Here is a 24,478-nt window from a genome sequence, read left to right on the forward strand (position 1 = left end):
CTGCTGTTACACGGGTTGATCGAACGATCAGGTTTCGCCTCCGTGCTCCAGGTCTGGAACGAGGAGTAACACCATGAGAAACGCGGCCAACGAGATGGCCGCGCTGATAAAGAACACAGCGGCGATCGACACTCTGTCTGCGATTTGCCCAAGTGACAGTGACCCGGTGAACTGGCCGACGAAAATCGCCGTTGTCGACAGCGCTGTGATTCGACCCAGCGAGTTCGGTGGCGTCATCCGCGCTATCGTGAGCGTCAGTACCGTGAATCCGAGGCCCGAGCCCACCCCTGCGATGACAGCGGCAACGAACACGGCCACCAGCTGATGGCCTGCCCCCAGGATCACCAGGGCCACAGTCCAACATACGGTGCCTACACGAAGCAGGAGCACTGGACCGGCCACCCTGCGAACCTTCGGATACGCGATTCCAGCGGTACTGGCTGCAACGGAGAACAGCGTCATGAACAGCGAGACCGCAACGGGCGCATGTACGCCCAGCTCCGACAATCGCTGAGGCATAAAGATCAGCAGAGTGAAAGCCAGCGAATTGGTTACCGCGATCAGAAGCAACCATGGAACGACCATGCGGTTGTGCCTCAGTAGTCCACGCGCGCTCCCCGTACTCGAGCTCTGGTCCACGATCGGGATCGGCCGGATCAGGATCGCCGCGCCAAGGGGCACAGCGATTAGATAGATCACGAAGCTGGTACGCCAGCCGAACCCGCCGAGCAAGCCGGCGACGACCGGCCATACCAGTCCGCTCGCCGTCATTACCGCGGTTCGCCACCCCGCGACGCGGTCGCTATCGGCACCGTAGCCCAGGAGAGCGACGGTGGTGCCGGAGAAAACCGCTGCCACGCCGACTCCCAGCAACAGGCGGCTCGCAAGCAAAGTAGTCAGCGAGGTGGCAAGGCCGCCGATGCCCCCGGCGATGCCGTAGGCGAGCAATCCGATGCCGAGCACTCTCCAGGCGCCGCAGTGGTCGATCGCCCGCCCGATCGCAGGGCTTGCCAGCGCCACCACCGCACCGTTCGAGCCTACGACCAGTCCGGCTGCGGTGGTGGTCAGATGCAGGTCATCTCGAATGAGCTGCAAAACGGGCGCTACGATACCGCTGGCCACGACGGCGAGGCTGCTTGCTCCCAGGGCCATCGCGACGACTTCCCCGCGGCGCGACTGATCGAGCGGCGCCGCGGTCGAAGGGGGAATCCCAGCGATCACTGTTTCACCAGCTCGGTGTCGAGTGGAGCAATCCGGAATCGAGGTTTCGCCAGGGCGCGGACCATACTCATCTGTGTATGTACCGTCTGACCGGGCTGTGGCTCGATGAACAGGTACGCGGCCGCGCCGACCGAGCCCAATCCGCCGCCGCTGATGTCACCGGTGCGTACACGAACGTCTGCGCGCACGACGCCCGGCAGCAATTCCAGTTCCTCCTCCGTCGGCGCCTGCTCGATGATTCCGGCGGGAAAGGGGATTCCCACCACCCCGAGTGCGGCGTGAGCACGTGGTTGGGCTGCCTTCGGTTCGGTACCCACCCCGAGGTCGACACCGACACTCAAGGTGTTGACGCCGAACAACAGTTCCGACAGTGCCGGCAGCGCACCACCACCTGCGCGACATGCAATTTCGCCCAGAACATGCTTACCGTCCGCCGTGCGGAACACTTCACAGTGCACTTGCCCGGTCTGAAGCTGCAGGGCGGTCATCGCGCGACGGGTCAACTCGGTGACAGCGTGCGTGTCGGGGTCGCCGTCAGGCATGGTGAGGAACTCGCACACGCCACCTTGTTCCACCGCGTCGAGCACAGTGTCCGTATACCTGGTCACCAGCGTCAACCGCGGTTCCCCGTTCCAGAGCACACAATCGCACGTGAATTCTGCTGCGACATCGATACACCGCTCGACTTGGAATCCGTTCGGCGAGGAGAGCAAGCCGCTGTAGATCCCCGTCGTCTGAAAGGCACGCTCCGCGTCGCTCAGCGGATCGTGTCCTTCGAAATGGCCTTGTGCGGCGAGGTCGAACAGATGCTGTGGCGAGTAGGCCCGGGTGGTTCCGACTGCACCGAAGCCTCGACGTGGCTTGAGCACTATGGGCCAGCCCAGCTCGTCACCAATGGTGACGGCGTCCTGCAGAGAGTGTGCCACCGACCACGGGGCTACAGGAATACCGGCCGCATGGAGGGCGCTCTTCATTGTCGCCTTGTCGGTGAAAGCGATTGCCTGCGACCAGCTTTGACCAGGAATTCCCAACAGAGTTCGTAGGTACCCGGCGGCAGCGATTGTCATTTCATCGGTGCCGACGACTCGAGTGACAGGAAGCCGGGCCGTCGCTGCGGCGAGTGCGGTGTAGTCCGTCCACGAGGGGACAGCATGCACAGGTGTTTCCGGTACAGCTGCACGCCAACTCTGTTCTGTCCCAACAGGAATAAGGCAATGAACAGGGCCTTTCAGGCGAGCCAGATACAGGGCGGCCACCTGCGGGCGAGTTGCGACTACCACGGTTACCACGTTCGCTCCCTACTGTTCCAGTGGCGTATGCACATCGGGACGGTTGCCCGATGCGGCAACCTCTGTTCAGATGTGTGACGCTGCGAAGTTCGAGCGGTTGCCCGACAACCTGGCGAGTCCGCGAATGGGGTGCCATTTGGAGTCGTGCTCTCGCAAATCAATGGCCGTTAAAAAATTCAGGTGCAACCGCGGAAACCGTGCTCCGCCGGGCGCGGCCGTGAAATTGCATGCCGGGCAAGGTATCAGAGCGACCTCGACCGTGATATCGGACCACTTCCCCAATGTGGGGATATAACGCAGGTGTACTCCGGAGCACCGGATCATCACTGCCGGTGGCAGACTCGGCGCGCCACACACCATGATGCCGACATGGTCAGACTGTTCGAACTGGTATGTGGCGCAGCTTTTTTCGTTCTGCCGAGGGATTGTTCCCGGGGAGTCGTGTTCCACGCCATGGGAACCGGACGGCTTGCGCGCCTGTGGTCTCCTGGGGAAAACAGCCCCTTCACTCGATGAGGCTCTATGGGATCCGACCTGGAGACAACTCGGCAGTTCGCATGCGATCGACGTATCGGTTGGCGACCACTCGTCGATGGTGATGAATGGACCGTCCTGGCTTTGGACTGCGAGCTCAGCGCCAGGCCCATCGCGGGCTTTCCGGACTTCGCTCCCTTGCTTCCGGTCGGCTGTTCGCTGTGGCAAGGTGTCCACCCGCCTGTCACCGCCGATGGCAGCGCCTCCGCCGAAGCATATCTTCGGTGGTGGAGTTTCGATCCTCCCAGTCCGCCACCGGTAACGGCCGTGCTGGGTTTCTGCTCCGGCAGCGTATTCGCTGCCGCCCTGGCCAACCGGATCGCCGATCGCCAGGGCACGCGTCCGTCCTTGATTCTCCTTGATCCGGGACGACCCGATCGGATGTCGCTGGAGCACGATTTTCGCCGGGCGGTCATCGCGCTGGCAACGCTGTCAGAACAGGAACATGGGGCCCTCACGGCGCGTGTGACCTCGGAACTGGACCGATGGGGCGGCGACTTCGGTGGCATGGTCGACTCGGTAGTAGCTGCCTATGAGTGGGCGAGCAGGGTCGCGTTCGAGCGAGCCGGCATAGATCTATCCGCCGGAGCCGAGCTGGTGTCTGTCTTCGATTCGTACACAAGGTACTTACGCGCTGCGCAGAGCCTGGCGACCCGACCGGAGTGGTCCCCGGCGATCACGATCCTCTCCGCGGATCGTGACCCGCTGGCAGACATCACGGGCACGGTGATCCGGACAGGGGTCAGACGTGACGATCTGCTTCGTTCGCGCGAAATCGCCGGCTTGTTCCGAGACATTCTGCTGGGTGGAGTCGAGCGATGACACCGGCGGCGAGTTTCCTGACTCTCTTTCAGGCTCAGGCGGCCCGGGCACCGTCCCGGACCGCTGTTGTCGACGGTATGAGCTCCTGCCGATACGACGAACTCGATCGCCGGTCGACCTGTCTGGCCGCAGAACTGCGCCGACGAGGCATAGGTCGGGGTGACCTGGCCGCCGTGCTGATCGAGAATTCTCTCGAGTTGGTCGTCGCCTTGCTCGCGGTGATGAAGGCCGGGGGTTGCTACCTCCCCGTCGATCCTCGCGATCCCAAGGAGCGAATCGAGTCGTTACTGACCGCGGCACGGCCGGTACTCTGCCTGACGCGAGATGGATCCTGCCCTGTGTCCGCGGCAGTCCCGGTTATCGATGTGGGCGGTGCCTGCCTGGGACAGAGTGCCGGTTCGGCATTGTCACCTGTGACACTGTCGCACCATGACCTCGCATACCTGATTTTCACCTCGGGTTCGACCGGTTCACCGAAAGGCGTCCTGGTGGAGCACGGCGCTCTGGCGTCGTATTTGCTTGCTGCGACCCGGGAATGTCCAGGCCTCGACGGCCGGGTCCTTGTGCATTCGTCGCCGGCGTTCGACTTTTCGCTGACGTGCCTACTGGGAGCACTCACGTCGGGCGGAACCCTTGTGGTCCGCACCGACGCCGATCTCGATGACACGAACCCCGCCGACGAGAAGTACACCTTCGTCAAGCTGACGCCGGGACATCTGGAATTGGTACGGCACTACCTTCCCGGGTGGTGGCCGTCACGAACACTGATGGTGGCGGGCGAGGCAGCTACCGCGTCGGTGCTCGCGCCATGGCGCGCTTCCAACCCTGATGTCACGATCGTCAACGAGTACGGTCCCACCGAGACCACGGTCGGATGCTGCCTCCACGTGGTCGACTCCGGTCAGGTTCTCGAATCGGGTTCGGTGCCCATCGGTGGAGGTCTGCTCGGCACCGAAACCTACGTCCTGGACGACAGACTCGAGCCTGCGGACTTCGGCGAGCTGTACATCGCCGGACCTCAAATAGCCAGAGGGTATTTGGAGCGGTTCGCCGCGACCGCGAGCCGATTCGTGGCGAACCCGTTCGACACCTCGGGGAGCCGCATGTACCGCACCGGCGATCTGGTGCGACGACGACACGGAGTACTCGAGTACGTCGCCCGTGCGGACCGGCAGATCACCATCGGCGGTTTCAGGATCGAGCCGGAGGAGGTCGCGGCAACGCTGATGTGCGCGGAAGGGGTAGCGAGGGCGGCGGTGATCTCGCACGAACCAGACTACGGCGCAGTACAACTCGTGGCGTTTGTGACCGTTCAGCCGAGCGCGAGGTGCAGCCCGATGGAACTGCGAGCATTTCTCGCCGAGCGCCTGCCGTCGCACCTGGTGCCGGCACATGTCGTGATACTCGCCCGGATTCCACTGACCCACACGGGCAAAACCGATGTGGCGGCATTGTCCCGCGAGTTCGTGCCGGCCGGTGCGTCCGCTACCGGTGCCGTACTCACCGCTGACGAAGACATGTTGTGCCGCTTGGCAAGCGACGTGCTCGGTGGTGTGAATCTAGGACCGGACGACGACTTCTTCGGGCAGGGCGGGACGAGTATGGCGGCCGCACGGCTGGTCACCAGAGCCCGGGCACACGGATTCACCTTCGGTCTCACCGACGTGCTGCGCAATCGCACTGTTCGCAAGGTTCTGGGCCCGAGTTTCACGCGTTGAAGGAGAACTATGAGCGCCGGGCAGCCAATCGACTGTGTCGATCTCTCTTCGGTCACGGGGCGGATGGCCGGGAGTGCCTACTCCGGGGTGGCGGTTGTCCCGGCCGAGCCGCACGTACCCACATTGATGCCATGGCTACGCGAGCATCGATGCCTGCTACGCGACGTCCTCGACACCACGGGCGCGGTGCTCCTGCGTGGTCTTCCTACTGATCTGGATTTGTTCGCCGAGATCGTACACACGATCGGGGGACCGATGTTGCCCTACACCGAAGCCTCGACTCCGCGCTCCCGCGTGCACGGCGAGGTGTACACATCCACCGAATACCCGGCCGACCAGCGGATACGGATGCACAACGAGAACTCGTACACCGATCGTTGGCCGCAGTTGCTGTTCTTTCTGTGCATCGAACCGGCTGCGTTGGGCGGCCACACCCCGATAGCCGACAGTCGTACGGTCTACCAACTGATCGATCCTGCGATCAGAAAGCGATTCCAGGATGGGGTGCTCTACATCCGTAGTTTCCGGGAGGGGATCGGCCTGAGTTGGCAGGATACGTTCGGGACCGACTCTCTGACAGAGGTGGCCGAGTACTGCCGAACCCATGATCAACAGCTTGTCCGGACCGACGACGCCTTGCGTACCCACGCCTATCGCCGGTCATCCCTGGTGGATTCCCGCAGAGGTGAGGACATCTGGTTCAACCAGGCACACCTATGGCACGAATCGGCTCTCGAAGAGGATGTGCTAGAAGCACTCATCGGTGCGTATTCACGGAACGGCTTACCACGCAATGTCTTCCATGCTGACGGAACCAGCATCTCGGCCTCGGATATCGATTCGATCGAGCATGCGTATCGCAGGTGCACGGTCACGATACCTTGGCGGCGTGGCGATCTGCTGATCGTGGACAATGTGCTCATTGCCCATGGCCGGACTCCGTTCCGCGGAGACCGACGAGTCGTGGTGGCGATGACATGATCGGCGACCCTTCTGATGGCACCGAGTTTCCTTCCTACGACACCTCGTTCGGGCAAGCACGGTTGTGGTACAGCCAGAAATTGGAGCCCGCTCGGCCGCTGTTCAACACTCCGTTCGTTGCGAGGATGCACGGCCCGCTCGAAATGAGGTGCCTGCAAGGCGCCCTCGATGTGGTCGTCGATCGTCACGAATCTCTGCGTACGCGTATTGTCGACGATGACGGTGTCCCTCGGCAGCACGTGGACGGCACGCGAGTCTCCATCGAGGTTCTCGACGCTCGCACCTGGACTCCAGCCGGAACGACGCAATTCATCGATGCTTTCGCCATATCCCCCTTCGATCTGCGATGCGGTCCGCTGCTTCGTGTCACGCTCGTACGCACGGCTGCGATGTCGTATCTGCTGCTGATCAACGCACACCACGCCGTGATCGACGGTTGGTCATTCCAAATCCTGAGCCGTGAACTGTCACAGACCTACGCAGCGCTGGCAGCGGGCCAGGCACCCGAGCTCGGCGAGCTGAGCGTTCAATATGGCGATTTCGCCGAATGGCAACGGGATGTACTGGGCTCAGGGCGTTTCGACGATCAGCGCGCGTTCTGGCGGCAGGAGTTGTCGCAGTGGCCACTGGAGTTGCAGATACCCATAGATTCGAACCGCCCGGCGGTACGGAACTCCAGCTGTGGGGCTGTTCCTTTCGCCTTGTCCGTGGAGACTGTGAAACAGCTCAGGGCTTTGGCGCGTCGACTGGGCGGCACCGTTCACATGGCGCTGATGACCGCCTTCCAAGTGTTCCTGAGCGACCTCACCGGCCAGGAGCGCTTCACCGTGGGCGCAACGGTCACGGGTCGCCGCTCCGCCGCGGTGGATGAACTGATCGGATTCTTCGCCAACACCATCGCTCTGCGAGCGGACTGCTCGACCACGCCGAGTTTCACCATCCTGTTCGAGCGCGTGAGACGAACCGCACTGCGCGCCTACGAGAATCAGGATCTCCCGTTCGACGAGATCGTGCGCGCGGTCAATCCACCGCGAAACTCGGCTCGTACCCCGTTGTTCCAGGCGATTCTCACCTTCTGCCCTCATCCGCTGGCACAGCTTCGCTTGCCCGGCGTAGAGATCGACCACATGGTGCTTGCACCCTCGGGAGGGGCTCACACCGATATCGACCTGGTCATGTACGACACCGGGAGCACAATACTGAGCTACCTCCTCTATCCCAGCACACTGGTGGAGAGACATCGCGCCTCGAAGTGGGTGGATGCGTTCAATAGCGTACTGGCGCGAGCGATTGCGGATCCCGACGCACCTGTGTTCGCTGCGAACCGTGCGATTCGCACCATCACGCCTCCGAAGGGGGCGAGTGGCGAAGTCGTCGAGCCTCGGGCGAGCACCGCTACCAGCGAACTCCGGGAGGTGTTCGAACACATTTGGGCCAGTGTGCTCGGGCATGCACCTGTGAGCGTCGAGGCCGACTTTTTCAGCGCCGGGGGCGACTCGCTACTGGCTGTCCGACTGCTCGCTCGTATCGAGGTCCGCACAGGAACCCAACTCCAGCTGTCGGAGTTCATTCGCGTGCCCACGATCGCAGGACTGTCACACCTGTACCACGGCGCCGAAGCCGACCGGGACCCTATCGTGGCCGCCACGCGGAAACCGACACGAGCATCCTTCGGTCAGCATCGTATGTGGTTCATGCAGAACATGTTTCCCGGCTCGTCGACCTACAACGTGCCCTACGCGGTCCGGGTTCGAGGCTCGCTGGACGTGGAGCTCGTTCGGCGAGCCATCGGCCATGTTACGGCTCGACATGAAGTGTTGCGCACACGTCTGCGTTCGAATGCCGATGTGCTGGAACAGCATGTCGAGGACGAGTCCCGAATCGAGGTCGGGGTCAGCCACCTCGGCGATGCTTGGTCCGGCAACCACGCACGATCGTTCGTAGATTCGGTCATCAGCGTTCCGTTCGACCTTTCCGAACTACCGTTGATTCGATTGCATGTGGGTCGCTTTGGTTCTGACGATCAAGTCCTAGTCATCGTCATGCATCACGCGGTGTCCGACGGGTGGTCCTTCGGCGTGTTTGCCCGCGAGCTCTCCCAGCTCTACAACGCGTACTTGACGGGCGATCCGATACCCCTGGTGCCACTGACCATCCAGTACGGCGATTTCGCCGAGTGGCAGCACAACTGCCTGAACTCGGGGCAATGGGGCGCTCAGATCGCGTATTGGCATAGCGCACATAGAGATTGGCCGTTACTGGAACTGCCGACTGACCGACCCCGGCCCGGGACGCCCAGTCAGGCCGGCGCTTCGATCGCCTTCACTGTCCCCGAGCGGGTTTGGGACACAGTGCGTGCGGCCGCGCGACGACTGGGTGGAAGCGTCCACATGGTGGCGATGACCGCGTTTCAAACGATGCTACACAGGGTCAGCGGCCAAGCCCGGTTCATCGTCGGCACAGCGGTAACGGGACGAACACGCGCGAGTTTGGGCGACTCGATCGGGTACTTCGCCAATACGATTCCCGTCAAAGCAGATTTCGTCGGCAACCCCCCGCCGGATGAAGCGTTCGCGAGAGTACGGCGTCAACTGCTGATGTCGTACGCCAACCAGGATGTTCCGCTGGACCGGATCGTCCATGAACTGGGTCGATCCGGAAGTCCCGCGGTTCCTCTGCTTTCCGCGGTGTTCACCTATGGACCGCAGCCACTCGAGGGTCTCGAGCTGTCCGGGGCGGTTCTCGAGCCTTTCGCAGTCCTGCCGGCCACCGCACGCACGGACCTGACAATCGAACTCGCCGATGGCGACCGTCCCACCGGGATTCTCGAGTACAGCACCGATCTGTTCGTCGACTGTACCGCTCAGCGTTTTATCCGAACCTTTCTGCAGGAGTTGGCGACATGGCGTCCATGACACCCGAAGAACTCGAGCGGGTACGGGCTGCCGTCGCCGCAACCTGGCGCAGCGTGCTGTCTCGGAACGCGATCGGATATGAAGAGAACTTTTTCGATGCGGGCGGTAACTCGTTTCAGTTGCTGATGGTCAAGGATCGCCTCGACGCGATGTTGGGTGTCCGGACAGATCTTGTGGCGTTCTTCCGGCATCCGACCATCTCTCAGATCACCCACCACATCTACGGGGTGAAGTCATGAACCTCGGAGGGGCGATCGCGGTGGTGGGCATGGCCGGCAGGTTTCCGGGTGCCGCGGACGTCGGCCAGTTGTGGAGCAACCTGTTGCTCGGCAAAGAATCAATCGCCCGGCCCGACCCAGGAGATCCGCCGGCTCTGACTGGTCCGTTCGGTGTGCTGTCCGACATCGAGCTCTTCGATGCCGGGTTTTTCGGATTCTCTCCCGCTGAAGCTGAGATGCTCGACCCCCAACATCGACTCTTCCTCGAAACCGCTTGGCATGCCCTGGAGAACGGCGCATGCCCTCCGCACCGGTTCGGCGCTCAGACGGGCGTATTCGCCTCGTCCTCGACGAGCACATATCTGCTCGGCCCACTGCTGCCTCGGTTCGTGACGGCCAACTCGACCGAGAAGCACCGCATGATGCTCGCTACCGACAAGGATTTCCTGGCCACCCGAACATGCTACAAACTGGACCTGCGTGGCCCGGGCATCAACGTGCAGACCGGGTGTTCTTCCTCGCTGGTGGCTGTCCACATGGCTGCGCGAAGCCTTGCGGCCGGCGATTGCGGCGTCGCGGTCGTCGGGGCGGCCAGCATTACTGTGCCGCAGGGCTTCCCGGTCGAGCACGTCGAAGGCGCGATCCTGTCCGCTGATGGCTATTGTCGGCCGTTCGACGCGGCCGCGTCGGGCACCGTGGGCGGGAACGGCGTCGCCGCCGTGGTCCTACGGCGAGCCGAAGACGCTGTGCGCGACGGCAATCCGATCCGAGCGCTGATTCTGGGCTCTGCTGTGGCGAATGATGGTCGGCTCAAAGTGGGATACACCGCACCCGGCTGGGAGGGCCAGGTGCGAACGGTCTCGGCGGCGTTGCGGCAAGCCGGAGTCAGCGGCGCCGATATCGGTTTCGTGGAGGCACACGGCACCGGCACACTGATCGGCGATCCCATCGAGGTGTCGGCATTGGCCGAGGCGATTCGACTGCATCGTGAGGGACCCGCGGTCGGGAGGAGTTGCCTGTTGGGGTCCATCAAGTCCAATATCGGTCACCTGGACGCAGCGGCCGGAGTAGCCGGGTTGATCAAAGCGGTCCTGTGCGTGGAGACCGGGATCGTGCCCGGGACGGTGAATTTCACCCGTCCCAACCCGAACGTCGCGTGGGACCGGACCCCGTTCATGGTCAATTCCGATTCGATCGAGTGGACGAAGTCGCCTCGGCAACGCGTGTGCGGTGTGAACGCCCTCGGGATCGGCGGCACCAACGCGCACGTTGTGGTGTCGGGTTGGAACGCTCGACCGCGCAGCGGGACAGCCCACCGCACGCACATGGTGACGTTGTCCGCGCACTCGCCCGCGGCGGTGGCGGCGCGGACACGCGATCTGCGACAGATCTTGATCGAGGATCCCGAGGTTGATTCACAAAACCTGGCGGGTAGCTCGCGGACCAGCGATGGGTCTTTGCCATATCGACGAGTTGTAATTGCCGATTCACGGGCTAATTTGATCCAAGCCCTGGTGGATACCCCTGCTCCGGGGACGATGATCCCGGCCCAGAACTCCGCCGGAGTGGGCTTTCTCTTCCCGGGCCAGGGCGCGGGGTACCGCGCGGTGGCTTGGGGGCTCCGCGCGGAGTTCGACGAATTTCGCCGAGAGCACGACGAGTGTCTCGCGATGCTGTCGGAAGCGTGCAGGCAGCCGGTTGCCGCACTACTCGACCCCGAGGGAATGACTTCGGAACAGACATTGACCGCTCAACCTGCGTTATTCGCAGTCGAAGTCGCATTGGCACGTTTCTTCGCGCGGGTGGGGATCACACCGGCCTGCCTGCTCGGTCACAGCCTCGGGGAGTACGCCGCGGCCACCTTATCGGGCGTGATGAGTCTGGAGGATGCGTGCGGTGTTGTCGCAGCACGTGCGCGAGCGATGCACGAGATGCCTGCGGGCGTGATGCTGGCAGCCGCGATCCGCGAGCGGGATGTTGCGGAGTTTCTGGAGCCGGGAGCTGACCTCGCGGCGGTCAACAGCTCCGGTTCGTGCGTCTTGTCCGGGCCGATTCAGGTCATGGCGGTTGTCGAGCAAAAATTGGCGGCGAATGGGACCGCGTTTCGACGACTCGCGGTATCCAGGGCCTTTCATAGTTCGATGCTCGATGAGCAACTCGGCGCGCTGGGTGAAGCGTATTCGAAGGCGCGCCTGCACCCGCCACAGATCCCGTTTCTCTCCAACCTCACCGGCACCTGGATCACCGATGAGCAAGCCCTCAGCCCACAGTACTGGGGCCAACAGTCTCGCGGGACTGTTCGCTTTCACGATGGCCTGAGCACGATGCTGAAGTCATCGATCGACCTACTGGTGGAAGTTGGGCCCGGTCACGGATTGGCGCGCCTGGCCACACGCCATCCCGACAAACCTGAAAACCTGTGCGTGGTGTCCGCGATGACCAGCGCACGGGAAGCGGAAGTGACGGACTTCTGTCGCGCGGTCGGAGCTGGCTGGGCAGCCGGCGTGAACATCGACTGGGCTGCGTTGTGGCCGCACTCTGGACCCCAGCTGCTGCCTGCCTATCCGTTTCAGCGGGACCGTTTCTGGCCGACGTCGCAACCCGAACCGACGACTGCGCCGGGTCCCGCGGCCGGAAACCCCGCCGCGCCGAAACCGCTCAGCCGCAGCGAAAGTGCGCTCTCCCCCACATCCGGCCCTTTTCTGAACGCGGTACGACGTACGTACACCGAGGTGATCGGCGCCTCGGTCGCAGACTCGGCGAACTTCTTCGAAGTCGGAGGTGATTCGCTCAGCGCAGTTCAGGCGGTATTGGGATTGCGCAATGAGATCGATTGCCCACTCTCGCTGCGTGATTTCGTCGATAACCCCTCCGTCGCACAGTTGGTCGATTTGCTGTCGAGCAGGCTTGCCGTGACGAACGGTCCGGACCACTCCGAGATCACGTCGTGTGGGGCGGCCCGCTCCCGCGCTACCGATTCGGAGTGCTCGACGGTCTTTGCGACGAAGGGCGCACCGAACTCGACCGCACGTGCGACCGGCGCCAACCTGCAGATGAGCCTATTCTTCCTGGCCTCGGCGTCGGCGTCCGAGGACAGGTACGCGCTGATCCGCGAATGTGCCCGCACCGCTGATGAACTCGGCTACACCGCACTCTGGATGCCAGAACGCCATTTCCATAGGTTCGGCGAGCTACACCCCAATCCCGCGGTCCTGGCCGCGGGATTGGCCACCATCACGCGCCGAATTCACCTGCGGTCGGGGAGTATCGTCGCACCGTTGCATCACCCGGCGAGGATCGCCGAGGAGTGGGCCGTTGTCGACAACCTATCCAATGGCCGCGTGGGTCTGGGCTTCGCTCCAGGCTTCCAACCGATCGACTTCGTGTTCAACCAGACCGGCTACCGCGACAAGCAAGCGATCACACTCGAACACATCGAGAAGGTTCGTGACCTGTGGCGCGGCCGTAGCGTCGCGGATGTCAACGGTGTCGGGGAACGAGTTCGGTTGACGACCTACCCACGCCCGATCCAGCCGGAACTGCCGATATGGATGACCGCGTCGGCGAACCCCGAAACGTTCGCGCTGGCCGGTCGGTCCGGGACCAACGTCCTGACCGCGCTGATTCACCTCGACATGGACAAGTTGCGAGACCGGATCGCGACCTACCGGGCTGCACGGGCGGAAGTCGGACTCGATCCCACAACGGGCGTGGTGACGGTCATGCTGCACGCCTACCTCGGCGAGGGCGACGACGATGCCGTGCGTGCGGTCGTGGAGCAGCCGCTGCGGGCATACCTGTGGTCCCAGAAGGAAGTGATCGATTCTGCGGCAAGGTATCTGATCGGTGACATCGATCTCGACGAGTTGAGTGCTGATGACCGCGACACCCTGATCGACTTCGCATTCGACCGGTACTACGGATCACGTTCGCTGGTCGGGACCGAGGCGAGCTTCTCGGCGCGAACACAGCAACTGCGCGACATCGGGGTCGATGAAATAGCGTGTCTGGTCGACTTCGGACTGGACTCCTCGACGATTGTGGCGGGCCTGAAGCGCATCGCGAACGCCGCGACGCTGGCTTCGGCTCGATAGGCACGGACCGTGCGCCTTCTCGGCCCTTGGCCCGGGCGCGTTCGGCTCGTACTCGGCGGGCAGGCTGTCTCATTGTTCGGTGACGGTTTGGCTGTGGTTGCTGTACCGCTGCTCGCGTTGGGGCTGACAGACAGTGCGATCGTCACGGGATTGGCGACGGCGTCGGCAACGATCGGTTCGCTGATCGTCGCGATTCCGGCAGGGCTGATCGTCGATCGTGTCGACCCGTGGCGGGTCCTGATCGTCGCCGATGTCTTGCGGACTCTTGTTTTCGGTGCACTGTTCGGTTTGGCGGTCGCCGGGTTGTTGACCGCCGCGTGGCTTGTGACGTTCATTGTCGCCGCCGGTGCCGCGCAGGCGGGTTTCGAGACCGCATTGACGGTCGTCGTACGGAACATGGTGCCGGACAAGGATCTCGTTCGCGCCAACGCGGTGGTGGAATTCGCGGCCCAATCAGCGTTTGTTCTGGGACCTGGAACCGCTGCGGTACTCACTGCGGCGGGGGGACTTCATGTCGTGCTGTTGGCCAACACACTGACATTCCTTGTGTCGTTGGCGACCTTGGTGAGCGCGCGCGAGATCATAGGAGTGGCACGATCGACGGCGCGGTCCACGTGGTCCCACGCGATTGCCGATTTGAAGCAGGCTGCGCGCTACCTGTTGTCGATTCGCCCCTTGGTCCTGCTGACTGCCCTGCAAATGGTGGTGAACTTCGGGCTCGCTGTCGAACGACTTCTCGTGTTCTACGCAAGTCACAGTCTGCACTCGAGCCCTGCGCAGATAGGGCTTGTGGTATCGGGGGGTGGCCTGGGGGGAATGCTGGGCGTCGTGACCGCGATCGGATCCGCACGACGGTTCGGCTCGATCACGACCGTCGCGGGGGGTGTGGTGGCCGCCGCGATAGCCACCATCGCTATGAGCTTCGCGAACTCGTTCCACATGCTGTGGATCGCCAACGTGATGTTCGTTTGGGCAGTCGTACTGGCGAGTGTGGTCAACCGTGCTCTGCGCCAAGAGCTCACCCGCCCTGACATGTTGGGCCGGACGACCGGGCTTGCCCGGTTGCTGTTTCGCTCGGTGGACCCGCTGGGGGTGGTGGTGCTGGGGGCGCTGACGACCGCGGCCGGCGGCGACGCCCGCCCGGCTTTCATGGCCGGTGGTGTGCTCGCGTTACTGGCCGTCAGCGGCGCCTGGTTCGCAGGATTGCGGGAATTCGGGAGCCCGCGGGGCGGGCCCGGCCGGCGGTGAATCAGTACTCTTGCTCGAGTCCGATGAGAACAGCATCCAGAACCTCAACCAGCTCGGACGCGTCGAGCTGTGCACAATGGAGCCGCCCGTAGACGCGCGGTGCGATGTCGGCATCGGACACATGAGTGTGCAGCCCGGGCAAATCCAGGCGCGTTGGCGCGTGTTCGTGCAACTCGAGGTGATTGGCTAGCAGCGCTGGTGGAACTGCGCGTTCGCCGCGGAGGTACTCCAAGGGGACCCGTAGATGGTGCGCAAGCTCGGTTGCCTGGGTTTTCGCGTACAGCAGGGCATCCGGTAACGATGCTGTTCGCGAGGATTCGAACACCGCTGCGCGGAGCGGCGTGAAGGGACCGACATCGCGGCCGGTGGTGCGTTCTTTGTCTCTGAACAGACGCGAAGACACTGCCACCACGTGATCGGTGCCGTCGAATGTGTTCAGCGCGATCGCGAGGCAGGCGTGCAGGACATCGTGCACCTCGAGGTCGGAGGCTTCGGCGGCGGCGCGCAGTCGAATGAGTGTGGGCTCCGCGATACGAACCGGGGCACAGGACGGTACCGCGTCCGCGGGCGTTTCGGACAACCCTCCGGTTGTGTGTGCCCAATAGGACTGTGCTGCGAATATGTCTTCGTGCGAGGAGCTTTCCGAGTGAGACAGCACGGGATAAGCGGCATCGAGGCAGCTCAGGTCGGCGGGGACGCCGTGTACGGCGTTCGTGTAGCAATCGCCGAGTTCGCGAACCAGAATGTCCATCGAAACTTCATCGGCGACCAGCCGATCTGATTGCAGCACAAGGACATGTGCCGTCTGATCGAGCCGTGTGAGGGTGATGAGCAGCGGAGTGCGTTCCGGGTCGAAGGCCGCGGTTTGCCAGTGCTCGACCGCGGCGTCGGCGCTGGATCCGTCCATCGTCACGATGGACAGCGGTGTGGGGAAGCGATGTCGCACCCTATGCGCGGGCGAGCGACCATTCGACTCCTCCTCCGCCACCGCACGCAGGATCGAATGACGGCGCATCAGTGCTGCTGTCGCGGCGCGTAAGGCAGAGTGGTCCACCGTGCCGCTCAACACCAGGATTCGGGTCAAGATTCGTTCGTTGCCCGGCAGTGCGCGTAGTCCCCGCTGACGCAGAGTGAGTGGAAATCTGGCTCCGCTGCGCCGGATGATGTTGTCCGCGTGCGGTTTTACCGGTTGCTGGACCATGAGTTCGTTGATCGTCGGGTTGCCCATGATGAGTTCGGCGGTGAACCGCAGACCCGACGTTCTGCTCAGTTCGATCGCGGCGTGGGCTGCGGTGAGTGAGTCTCCACCGAGTGCGAAGAAGTTGTCGTCGACGCTGACCTTCGCTACTCCCAGGAGTCTCGCCCAGGTGTGCGCGATCGTCCCGGCCAAGTCTGAGTTCACGTCCGGGGTGCCGCTGCCCGTCTGGTGCTGCTGGCTCATGGTGTGCTCCTCGCCGAGATTCGGATGCGCCAGTCCAACAGGTTCGCTTCTGGCGTGCCAGTGCGACTTACTCCCATGTGTGGCAGCAACATTGGATTGACCGGGCCAACCGGATGCGGGATCGTCGGCGGCAACCGGCATCGATCTGCGAGGACATCATGGGATCCGACGAGCCAGACGGTGGCCCATTCTTGATCCGGCTGTTCGAGCACTGGGTTGCGCAGACTCCCGACTGCGTGGCGGTGGAATCGTGTGGTGCACGGCTCACCTACGCGGCCCTGGCAGAGCGCGCAGCGGGTGTGGCGAAGTCGTTGCGGCCATGGTTGTTCGAGCACGACACGCGCGTCGGTGTATGTCTCCCCCGCGGAGTCGACCTGGTTGTATCGATCATCGGTGTCGTGGCTGCCGGCGCTGCTTACGTCCCATTGGATCCCGGGTCGCCTGTCAGATGGAACCGTGATCGACTGCTCGCGAGCGCGGCAACGGTTGTCCTGACAGATCGTGCACACTCTCAGGTGTTCGCGAGCATGGACATCGAGACGATCGTCGTCGAGAACACCGTCGGTACCGAATGGGATTCGGCCACAACCGTTTCAGAATCGCACGGGATCGCCTATGTCATGTTCACTTCGGGCACCACCGGTGTCCCGAAAGCAGTTGCGGTTTCCCAGCGGGGGGTCGCGAATCTCGTTACCGGCCAGAACTACGGAGTATCCGGACCCGGCCAGTGTCAGCTGTTGCATTCGCCGATCACCTTCGACGCCTCGACGTTCGAGATCTGGGGCTCGTTGCTCACGGGCGGTCGACTCGTGGTGGCCCCCGATGGGCCACTTTCCATCGGCGACCTGGTGCACATCATCAACGACCACAGGGTCACGTCGGTTTTTGTGACCACGGCGATGCTACGGGTCATCCTTGACGAGCAGCCGAACGCGCTACGCGGCCTGCAACAGCTGGTCTTCGGCGGTGAGGCGGTGTTTCCCAACCTACTCGCCGAAGCCGGCCGACTTCTACCTGGGACGCGTCTGGTGGCCGCGTACGGGCCTACCGAGGCCACGACGTTCATCGCGACGCATCAGGGTTGCCACGCCGACGGTGCGGGCGCGGTGATCGGGTTTCCTCTCCGGCATGTCCAGACCTACGTGCTCGGACCGGACTTGCGGGCGGTCGCCCCCGGAGTTCCTGGTGAATTGTGCATTGCCGGTGCAGCGCTGGCTGTCGGGTACCTCGGAGCGCCCGCGGAGACCGCTGAACGGTTCGTGCCGAACCCGTTCGCAACCGAGCCCGGACAGCGCCTGTATCGCAGCGGGGACCGAGTGCGCATGCGAGAGGACGGTTCGATCGAGTTCATCGGACGGATCGATGATCAGGTCAAGATCCGCGGAAAGCGCGTCGAACCGGTCGAGGTCGAGCGAGCGCTACTCGACCATCCGGGTGTGGTTGCCGTGCGCGTGAGCGCGGAGCAGACTGCGACGCGTGGGACCTATCTGGTTGCTCATATCACGCTGGGCTCCAACAGTTCTGTCGATGAATCGACCTTGCGTGCTCACATGGCCGCGGTGGTCCCGGACCACCTGCGTCCCCAGACGTATGTTCTTCGATCGACCTCACGGCTCACCGCGCACGGCAAGGTGGAGGGGGCCCGCCGGGTATCGACCACGGGCGCACAGACACCGGACGCGGTGTACTCGGTCGTAGTCAACGGGGCGGGTCAGTGTGCGCTGTGGCCCACCGGCCACACTGTGCCTGTCGGCTGGTCTTCCACCGGCTACGAAGGATCGAGGGTGGAATGCAGGGCCGCCGTGGAACACATCTGGCCTGACATTTTGAGTCCCGCGCGCTGGGACAGCTGAACTGATTGCCCGCGCCGATCGATCGATTCCTAAGGGTCGGTGGCGCGTTCGGCATCGGGCAACGCGCTTCTGTCGATCTTGCCGTTGGCGTTGAGTGGCAGCGCTTCCAGGATGACGAAACGAGCCGGCACCATATAGGCCGGCACGATCCCCGAGAGCGCTGTCCGGACGCTGCGGCCCGTCGCTCCTGCGAGCGGGTCGAGGGTGACGTAGGCGATCAGCCTGGGTGCGTGCGTGTTCGAGGTTGCTATCACCACTGCGCCGGTGACCGCGGGGAGCGCGGTGAGGGCAGCCTCGACCTCCGCGGGTTCGACACGAAATCCGCGTATTTTGACCTGGAAGTCCGCGCGCCCGCGAAAATCGAGCTCACCGTCCGCATTCCACGCCGCCAGGTCGCCGGTGCGATACATGCGAGCGCCCGGGCTGAACGGATTTGCCACGAACCGTTCGCAAGTCAGGTCAGGCCGGCGCAGGTAGCCACGTGCGAGTTGTGTCCCCGCGATGTACAACTCACCGGTTACTCCAACCGGCACGGGGTGCATCCGACTGTCCAGCACGTAGACGTAGCAGTTCCAGGTCGGCGCACCTATCGATACAACCGACCGTTCCGAGCCCCGCACGCGATGCAGCGTGACGATCACCGTCGTTTCGGTCGGCCCGTACACGTTGAAGAACTCGCTGTCAGGACATTGCTCCAAGAATCGTTGCGCAAGACTGCTGGTCAAGGCCTCGCCGACGGTGAAAACGCGGGCTGGAGCATGTGTGAAGCCGGCCGACAACAGTGCGTCGAGTAGCGAGGGAACGACATGCAGCAAACTGACGCGATAGTCGGCGATGAGCGCGTCGAGGTACTGAGGATCGCGTTGCCCACGCGGCGCGCACAACACCAGGCAACCGCCGCTGATGGTGACCGCCCAGAACTCCCACACGGACAGATCGAAGGTCGCCGCTGCTTTACTGATAATGGTGTCGTCCGCGTCGATTCCGAATTCCGCTGTCTTCCAACGCAGATGGTTCACTACAGCCGCGTGGCTGACAAGGACTCCTTTTGGGCGGCCGGTCGAACCCGAGGTGAATACGGCGTACACGCTGTTGGATGGGCGCAGGGTGGTGATTCGCTCGGTGTCGTCCACACTGCCGATGGCGAGATGACTCAGCGAGAGATCATCGATGCGGATGATCGGAGCTCGATCGGTGTAGAACCCGGTTTCTGTGTTGGTCAGCACGCAGCGGGGCTGCGCACAGGATAGAACCGCTTCAGTGTGTGAGCGCGGCGCGTCCGGATCGATGGGGACGTAGGTTCCCCCCGCCACGACAATTGCGTACTGTGCGACGACGAGGTCGATCGACCGAACGAATGCGACGGCGCACAGCGTTTCAGGCTCTATCCCTTGTGCGATCAGGAACCGTGCGAGCCGGTTCACCGCCGCTCCGAGTGCGCGATAGGACATTTCGATGCGGCCTGCTCCCGCCGCGTCGGCGATCAGTGCTATCGCGCCGGGGTCCAGGGCGCACGCCGCGTCCAGCAGTTCGGCCAGTGTCGGATCGACCTCGAAGTCTCGAGCCGTCGCGTTTCGACGAACGATCAGTTCGTCGTGTTCGGCAGGAAGTAGAACGTCCAACTCTCCCACCGGCGTCTCGGGGTCGGCCACGATGACGGCGAGCAGATGCACCACACGCCGGGCAATCGTGTCGGCGGTCACGGTATCGAACAAATCGACGGAGTACTCGAGGCGACCGTGCAGCGGAATCGGGGTCCTCGACCCGCTGTCCGGTCCTTGCTCGAAGATGAAGTGCAGATCCAACGGCGGATACATCTGATCCGAGGTGCTCGCGGCGACAGCGGGCCCGAATGTCAGACCGATTTGAAAAAGCGGATGCCGGTCGTGAGGCCCGCTGGCCCCGTGAAGATCGACAAGCCATTCGAACGAAGCTCCGGCATGTGTGAGCACATCCATTTCGTGACGGCCTTCGCGCACGAGTAGCGCGGAGAACGGCTCCGCTGCAGCGACATCCGTGCGGTACAAGCTCATTGCGTGCTGCCCTGAGCCGCACGCTCGTGCCCCCATCGGTATGTCGACACTGTCGGACAAGCGCGCGAGCAGCGCTGCCAGCGCTGTCCGGACGAACGTGAACAGGCTTACCTCTCCAGCCAACGCCCATGAACTCATCAGACGGTGTGTGTCAGCGGGGACGCTGATTGCCACCCAATCTATTCGATGGCTCGGGTGGACCGGACGAGGACGATCGAAGGGGAGGTTCAGCTGATCCGGCAGGGCTGAGAGCATTCGTCGCCAGTAGCCGGAGACTGCACTGTGAGGATCGAGCGCATCGTGATCATCCAAGGCCAATGTCCACCCTCCGACGGCAGTCCTCCAGCCGAAGGTGGCGTCGGAGGAGTTGCGTGACAACGCTTTACGGCTGCTGCGCTGATTGTTTCGCACTTCTCACTGGCGCGAACGGCCCTGCTCTCACGGCAGGGAAGGTGACTCCGCAGAACGCAGTCCGCGTCCGAGACGCCGACATTTGCAGCACCCCATAGGTATTCGCAGGTGGCACCTTCGAGCCAGTTCCTCGTGGTGGGGAGGGGCCGAGATTCGGCAGGTGTTTGCCGGTACTCTTTGCGCCGCAAATCGTTTCGACATGTCAGGTAGGCGCGTGGACAAATACGGCGGTGGTGACCGAAGTCGGATGGCGGTATGGGTGAACGGTGCGCTGACAACCGGCTCGAACTCGGTGGTTTCGGCGCTCGATCATGGTCTGACCGCGGGAGATGGAGTCTTCGAGACGATCAAGACACTCGACGGGGTTCCATTTGCGCTCACCCGGCATCTGGATCGTCTGGCCCGCTCGGCGAAGGGCATGGGATTGCCCGCGGTGGAGCCGGGGAATCTCCGGGACGGTTGCAGTGCGGTGCTGTCAGCGAACGACCCTATCGACAATGGCAGACTCCGAATCACAGTGACCGGCGGCCCCGCACCCCTGGGATCCGAGCGTGGCACACAGGGTCCGACCGTCGTCATCGCTGTCGATCCGAATCCGGTGCGATCGAGGACTACTACCGCTGTCACGGTCGAATGGACACGCAATGAACGCAGCGCCACCGCAGGTCTGAAGTCTACGTCCTATGGCGAGAACGTAGTGGCGCTGGCTACCGCAACATCCTTTGGTGCCACAGAGGCGCTGATGGCGAATACGATGGGTCGCCTGTGTGAGGGCACCGGCGCGAACGTATTTCTTGCCATGAACGGTCAATTGTTCACACCGCCCCTGAGTTCCGGCTGTCTGGCCGGCATAACCCGAGCGTTGGTCCTGGAGTGGGTCGGCGCTGTCGAACTCGACCTCCCCTTCAGCGCGCTGGCCGTTGCCGACGAGGTTTTTCTCACTTCCACGGTGCGTGACGTTCAAGCCGTCACACTCCTGGATGGAAGGCAACTGCCTGTCGGCCCACTGACCGCGAACGCGATGCGCATCTTCGAGGCACGCTCGATCAGCGACGTCGATCCCTGACGACCCGGTGCGCCACATGCCGGGTTTGTCAGAATCAAGATCGAGCGACCGCCGTTGTACGAGAACGCACTCACACGCTGGCGTGTATCTAGGTCCGCGCCAGCGCCCGCAACCCAGGCGACAGCGGAACATGGGTCAGACTCGGGCGGAGCTCGACCCCGAAGTCGGTCACCTCGACCTTCGCCTGTGGGTACACGGCGACAACTTCCTTGAGGGCATCTGTGAAGTTCCTCCGAAATTGGTGGCGCCGACGCCTGGCGGTCGGGTCAGCATTTGATCCGAACTGAATCATCAGAGCGTTCCATGGGATGCGTGTCGGCCGAGACACCGTGAACATGCGGTACGTCAACCAGGCGTACGCGTCGAGTCGGAGGGCCGAACCGCCGAGCGCCTTGATGGCGTTGAGATCGATGGGCACCGGATGCTCGGTAACCTCCTTGAAGAACTCAGGGGACAGCCGCACCATCGAGGTGAAAAGCGACTCCTGCTCGCCCTGTGGCTCCGAGCCACACCACAGGTTGTACGCCGACGCGACAGACAGATTCGCGCCCACTCGACGATTGGGAGCTCCCTGGTATTCCACGTTGATGCTTGCCTTGAACAGCCGGTGACCCTGATTACGCATTCGAGTCAGTGAGCCGTTCTTCCCGCCGGTCGAATCCAGACCCATCGCCTCCATGAATTGGGACAGCGATCCGAACTCGATCTCCGGAGACTGTGTACGGACCGCCTCGGTCGCGAGCAGCGTCATTATCAGCCGCGGCATCGTTCCGTAGGGGAATCCGATCGATATCTGTGAGCCTTCTTCATCGATGGTCATGCCGGGGGTGATCGTCAACAGTAAGTCGCCGTTGCGTCGGCCCCAGACCTTCTTGTCCGGGCCCGGATCCCGGTAGGGCAAGGACGCTTGGGCCAGCAGTCGCGGACCGAAACCGATGTCTTGATCAGCAGCCCACACCTCGGCAGCTACTCCCGCGAGGTCCAAGGAGGTTCTCTTGGGACGCGGCATGGCTAGCAGCGCACAGAGGTGGCGCACCGCCGAGGACGGCCGGGGGAATCGACACCTCCTGGCGCCGCGCATATCTCGCGGACACGAACCGAGTGATCGGAGTACGGCAAAAACGTACATCTACTGCCCATGAGCTTCTCGCATACATTGCTCATCCGTCGACCCCGCACATGGAGGGGAGATGTCCGGACATCAAAGACCAGGTCCTCATACGGGAATTCTCACCGATCTACAGAGAAGGCCGGAGTTCGATATTCCCAGAGATGGGAACTACATTGCCGCACATGTTGATTGGTAGACGAGCGCGAGACCTGTGCTCATTTAGCTGTCGCCGTCGCCGATTTTTATCTCCTACACCACTCTCGGCTGTCTTGTCTCCGGCTGGGACGACAGAGGTCTTCTACGACCATCTGCTGAACGATGGAAATCGTTCGCCGCAATGAAACCGTATGTTGTCAAGGGTATTTGCCTACTCGAGCTCGTCGCCGATACGGGCGCACCGCCGGTCCTCAGCCACACCGGATCCGGTTTCGCGTACTCTGGAATCGGCCCGGCTCGAGTCGCTCGCGGGCCGTTCACACTTCCGGGCAGCGATTCAGGGCGCCTCGTCCTGGAAACGGTAGACGGCGACGTTGTCCGGCGCCTGCTCGGTCGATCCGCCTGCCGCATAGGTGAAGTCACCGGACACGTCGTCATGGCATCGCAGCATCAGCGAGTAGGTCACCGGCTCCCGGGTATCGGTCTGTGTGCTGTCGATGACCGCCCTGCCGGGTTCCGGGACCGAATACCGATAGGTGCCCTCGTGCCAGCCACCGGTGCCGACCACCAGGTAGCGCAGGGTGTCGGCGGTGTGGAAGCGGACCACGACCGTCGAATCGCCCGAGGGGGCCGCGGGAGCGGACCGGGTGGTGCCGCGCAGGACCAGGAACTTGCCCGCCACCCGGTCGGGGACCGCGCAATTCGGCGACGGGTCGGTGGGGTCGGCGTGGCCGACGGCGGTGGACAGGAGCGATCCCAGCGCGAGTGCGGCGACGGCGGCGACGCAGGCGGAATTTCTCATGTGCTACCCCATTCCCAGCTCGGATGCGGTCCGGGCTCATTCGAGGGCCGGGCCGTCGAAACGCCGGATCAGCTGTGGCGGTGACGGTTACGGCCAGCACCAATCGAGCGTCGCCGAGCCGGGGGTGGGAATGTGGACGCAGATGTTGATCCAGATGTAGGGAGCGTCCGCGTTGTGGCGCAGGGGCTGGACCGCGTCCGAGACCGTGGCCTGTTCGGTGGTGGGCTGGTCGGCGAACGCCGCGGGGGCCGCGAGGGTGATGAGCGGGACCGTCAGCGCGGCGACCGCAGCCGCGCGTGTTCTTCCTGCGAACATGTCGTGCACTCCTTGGTCGGAACATCACTAGTCGGGTAGTTGCCGCATTTCGAGCAGCGTGAGGCCGAGGTTGTCCAGGCGGGCCAGGACCCCGCGCATCGCGGTGGGGTCCGGAACAGCGCCGAACAACACCGTCGTGCCGTGCTGAGGCGGGGTCGAGGACAGATCGGGGAACGCGGCCAGGGCACGATCGGACAGCTCACCGTCGACAACGAACTGGTATCTCGTCGACATCACCGATGACCTGCCT

Annotated in this window: 17 protein-coding genes; 9 read left to right on the forward strand and 8 right to left on the reverse strand. The window is 63.2% G+C overall.

Annotation, left to right across the window (positions count from 1 at the left end; translation table 11 throughout):
- Positions 1-27: 27 nt before the first annotated feature.
- Complete coding sequence (locus ACFVBH_RS27205; protein ID WP_379005902.1) at positions 28-1,152, reverse strand: MFS transporter; 1,125 nt, start codon at positions 1,150-1,152, stop codon at positions 28-30.
- A 65-nt stretch (positions 1,153-1,217) separates the two neighbouring features.
- Entirely contained in the window at positions 1,218-2,510 is a 1,293-nt protein-coding gene (locus ACFVBH_RS27210) for an acetyl-CoA carboxylase biotin carboxylase subunit family protein (protein ID WP_379005753.1), read from the reverse strand.
- 522 nt (positions 2,511-3,032) lie between these two features.
- On the opposite strand from ACFVBH_RS27210, the gene ACFVBH_RS27215 reads away from it, so the two are divergent.
- The 7 genes from ACFVBH_RS27215 to ACFVBH_RS27245 are packed head-to-tail and all read left to right on the forward strand — an operon-like array spanning position 3,033 to position 15,040.
- A complete protein-coding gene (locus ACFVBH_RS27215; protein ID WP_379005755.1) occupies positions 3,033-3,866 on the forward strand; it encodes a hypothetical protein in 834 nt (277 codons plus the stop codon).
- Entirely contained in the window at positions 3,863-5,584 is a 1,722-nt protein-coding gene (locus ACFVBH_RS27220; protein WP_379005757.1) for a non-ribosomal peptide synthetase, read from the forward strand. Before ACFVBH_RS27215 ends, ACFVBH_RS27220 begins: the two co-directional genes overlap by 4 nt.
- 9 nt (positions 5,585-5,593) lie before the next feature.
- The gene (locus ACFVBH_RS27225; protein WP_379005759.1) at positions 5,594-6,565 is read left to right on the forward strand and encodes a TauD/TfdA family dioxygenase; all 972 of its coding nucleotides are present in this window, start codon (positions 5,594-5,596) and stop codon (positions 6,563-6,565) included.
- Positions 6,562-9,480, forward strand: coding sequence for a condensation domain-containing protein (locus ACFVBH_RS27230; protein ID WP_379005761.1), 2,919 nt, complete (start codon positions 6,562-6,564; stop codon positions 9,478-9,480). The genes ACFVBH_RS27225 and ACFVBH_RS27230 overlap by 4 nt, the downstream gene beginning before the upstream one ends.
- Complete coding sequence (locus tag ACFVBH_RS27235; RefSeq protein ID WP_354984852.1) at positions 9,468-9,719, forward strand: phosphopantetheine-binding protein; 252 nt, start codon at positions 9,468-9,470, stop codon at positions 9,717-9,719. The genes ACFVBH_RS27230 and ACFVBH_RS27235 overlap by 13 nt, the downstream gene beginning before the upstream one ends.
- A complete protein-coding gene (locus tag ACFVBH_RS27240) occupies positions 9,716-13,792 on the forward strand; it encodes a type I polyketide synthase (protein ID WP_379005764.1) in 4,077 nt (1,358 codons plus the stop codon). The genes ACFVBH_RS27235 and ACFVBH_RS27240 overlap by 4 nt, the downstream gene beginning before the upstream one ends.
- Positions 13,793-13,801: 9 nt before the next feature.
- Entirely contained in the window at positions 13,802-15,040 is a 1,239-nt protein-coding gene (locus tag ACFVBH_RS27245) for an MFS transporter (RefSeq protein ID WP_379005766.1), read from the forward strand.
- A 1-nt stretch (position 15,041) separates the two neighbouring features.
- Here the strand turns inward: ACFVBH_RS27245 and ACFVBH_RS27250 are convergent, their stop codons facing one another.
- Complete coding sequence (locus ACFVBH_RS27250) at positions 15,042-16,481, reverse strand: condensation domain-containing protein (protein ID WP_379005768.1); 1,440 nt, start codon at positions 16,479-16,481, stop codon at positions 15,042-15,044.
- A gap of 158 nt (positions 16,482-16,639) precedes the next feature.
- Here ACFVBH_RS27250 and ACFVBH_RS27255 point away from each other — a divergent pair, with 158 nt between their 5' ends.
- Entirely contained in the window at positions 16,640-18,334 is a 1,695-nt protein-coding gene (locus tag ACFVBH_RS27255) for an amino acid adenylation domain-containing protein (RefSeq protein ID WP_379005770.1), read from the forward strand.
- A 29-nt stretch (positions 18,335-18,363) separates the two neighbouring features.
- On the opposite strand, the gene ACFVBH_RS27260 is transcribed toward ACFVBH_RS27255, so the two are convergent.
- On the reverse strand, positions 18,364-20,778 hold the full coding sequence (locus tag ACFVBH_RS27260; protein WP_379005772.1) for an amino acid adenylation domain-containing protein: 2,415 nt from the start codon (positions 20,776-20,778) through the stop codon (positions 18,364-18,366).
- Positions 20,779-20,992: 214 nt separating this feature from the next.
- Between ACFVBH_RS27260 and ACFVBH_RS27265 the strand changes: the two genes are divergently transcribed.
- The gene (locus ACFVBH_RS27265; RefSeq protein ID WP_379005774.1) at positions 20,993-21,844 is read left to right on the forward strand and encodes an aminotransferase class IV; all 852 of its coding nucleotides are present in this window, start codon (positions 20,993-20,995) and stop codon (positions 21,842-21,844) included.
- An 88-nt stretch (positions 21,845-21,932) separates the two neighbouring features.
- Here the strand turns inward: ACFVBH_RS27265 and ACFVBH_RS27270 are convergent, their stop codons facing one another.
- The 4 genes from ACFVBH_RS27270 to ACFVBH_RS27285 all read right to left on the reverse strand — a co-directional run bounded on the left by ACFVBH_RS27270 (position 21,933) and on the right by ACFVBH_RS27285 (position 24,462).
- Entirely contained in the window at positions 21,933-22,853 is a 921-nt protein-coding gene (locus ACFVBH_RS27270; RefSeq protein ID WP_354984859.1) for a replication protein RepA, read from the reverse strand.
- Between the two features lie 595 nt (positions 22,854-23,448).
- Positions 23,449-23,913: a hypothetical protein gene (locus ACFVBH_RS27275; RefSeq protein WP_379005777.1), complete on the reverse strand. Its 465-nt coding sequence runs from the start codon at positions 23,911-23,913 to the stop codon at positions 23,449-23,451.
- Between the two features lie 87 nt (positions 23,914-24,000).
- The gene (locus ACFVBH_RS27280; RefSeq protein ID WP_354984861.1) at positions 24,001-24,228 is read right to left on the reverse strand and encodes a hypothetical protein; all 228 of its coding nucleotides are present in this window, start codon (positions 24,226-24,228) and stop codon (positions 24,001-24,003) included.
- A gap of 27 nt (positions 24,229-24,255) precedes the next feature.
- On the reverse strand, positions 24,256-24,462 hold the full coding sequence (locus tag ACFVBH_RS27285) for a hypothetical protein (RefSeq protein WP_354984927.1): 207 nt from the start codon (positions 24,460-24,462) through the stop codon (positions 24,256-24,258).
- Positions 24,463-24,478: the final 16 nt, after the last annotated feature.

Origin of the sequence: Nocardia sp. NPDC057668 (assembly GCF_042799795.1) — a bacterium.
Taxonomy (GTDB): domain Bacteria; phylum Actinomycetota; class Actinomycetes; order Mycobacteriales; family Mycobacteriaceae; genus Nocardia.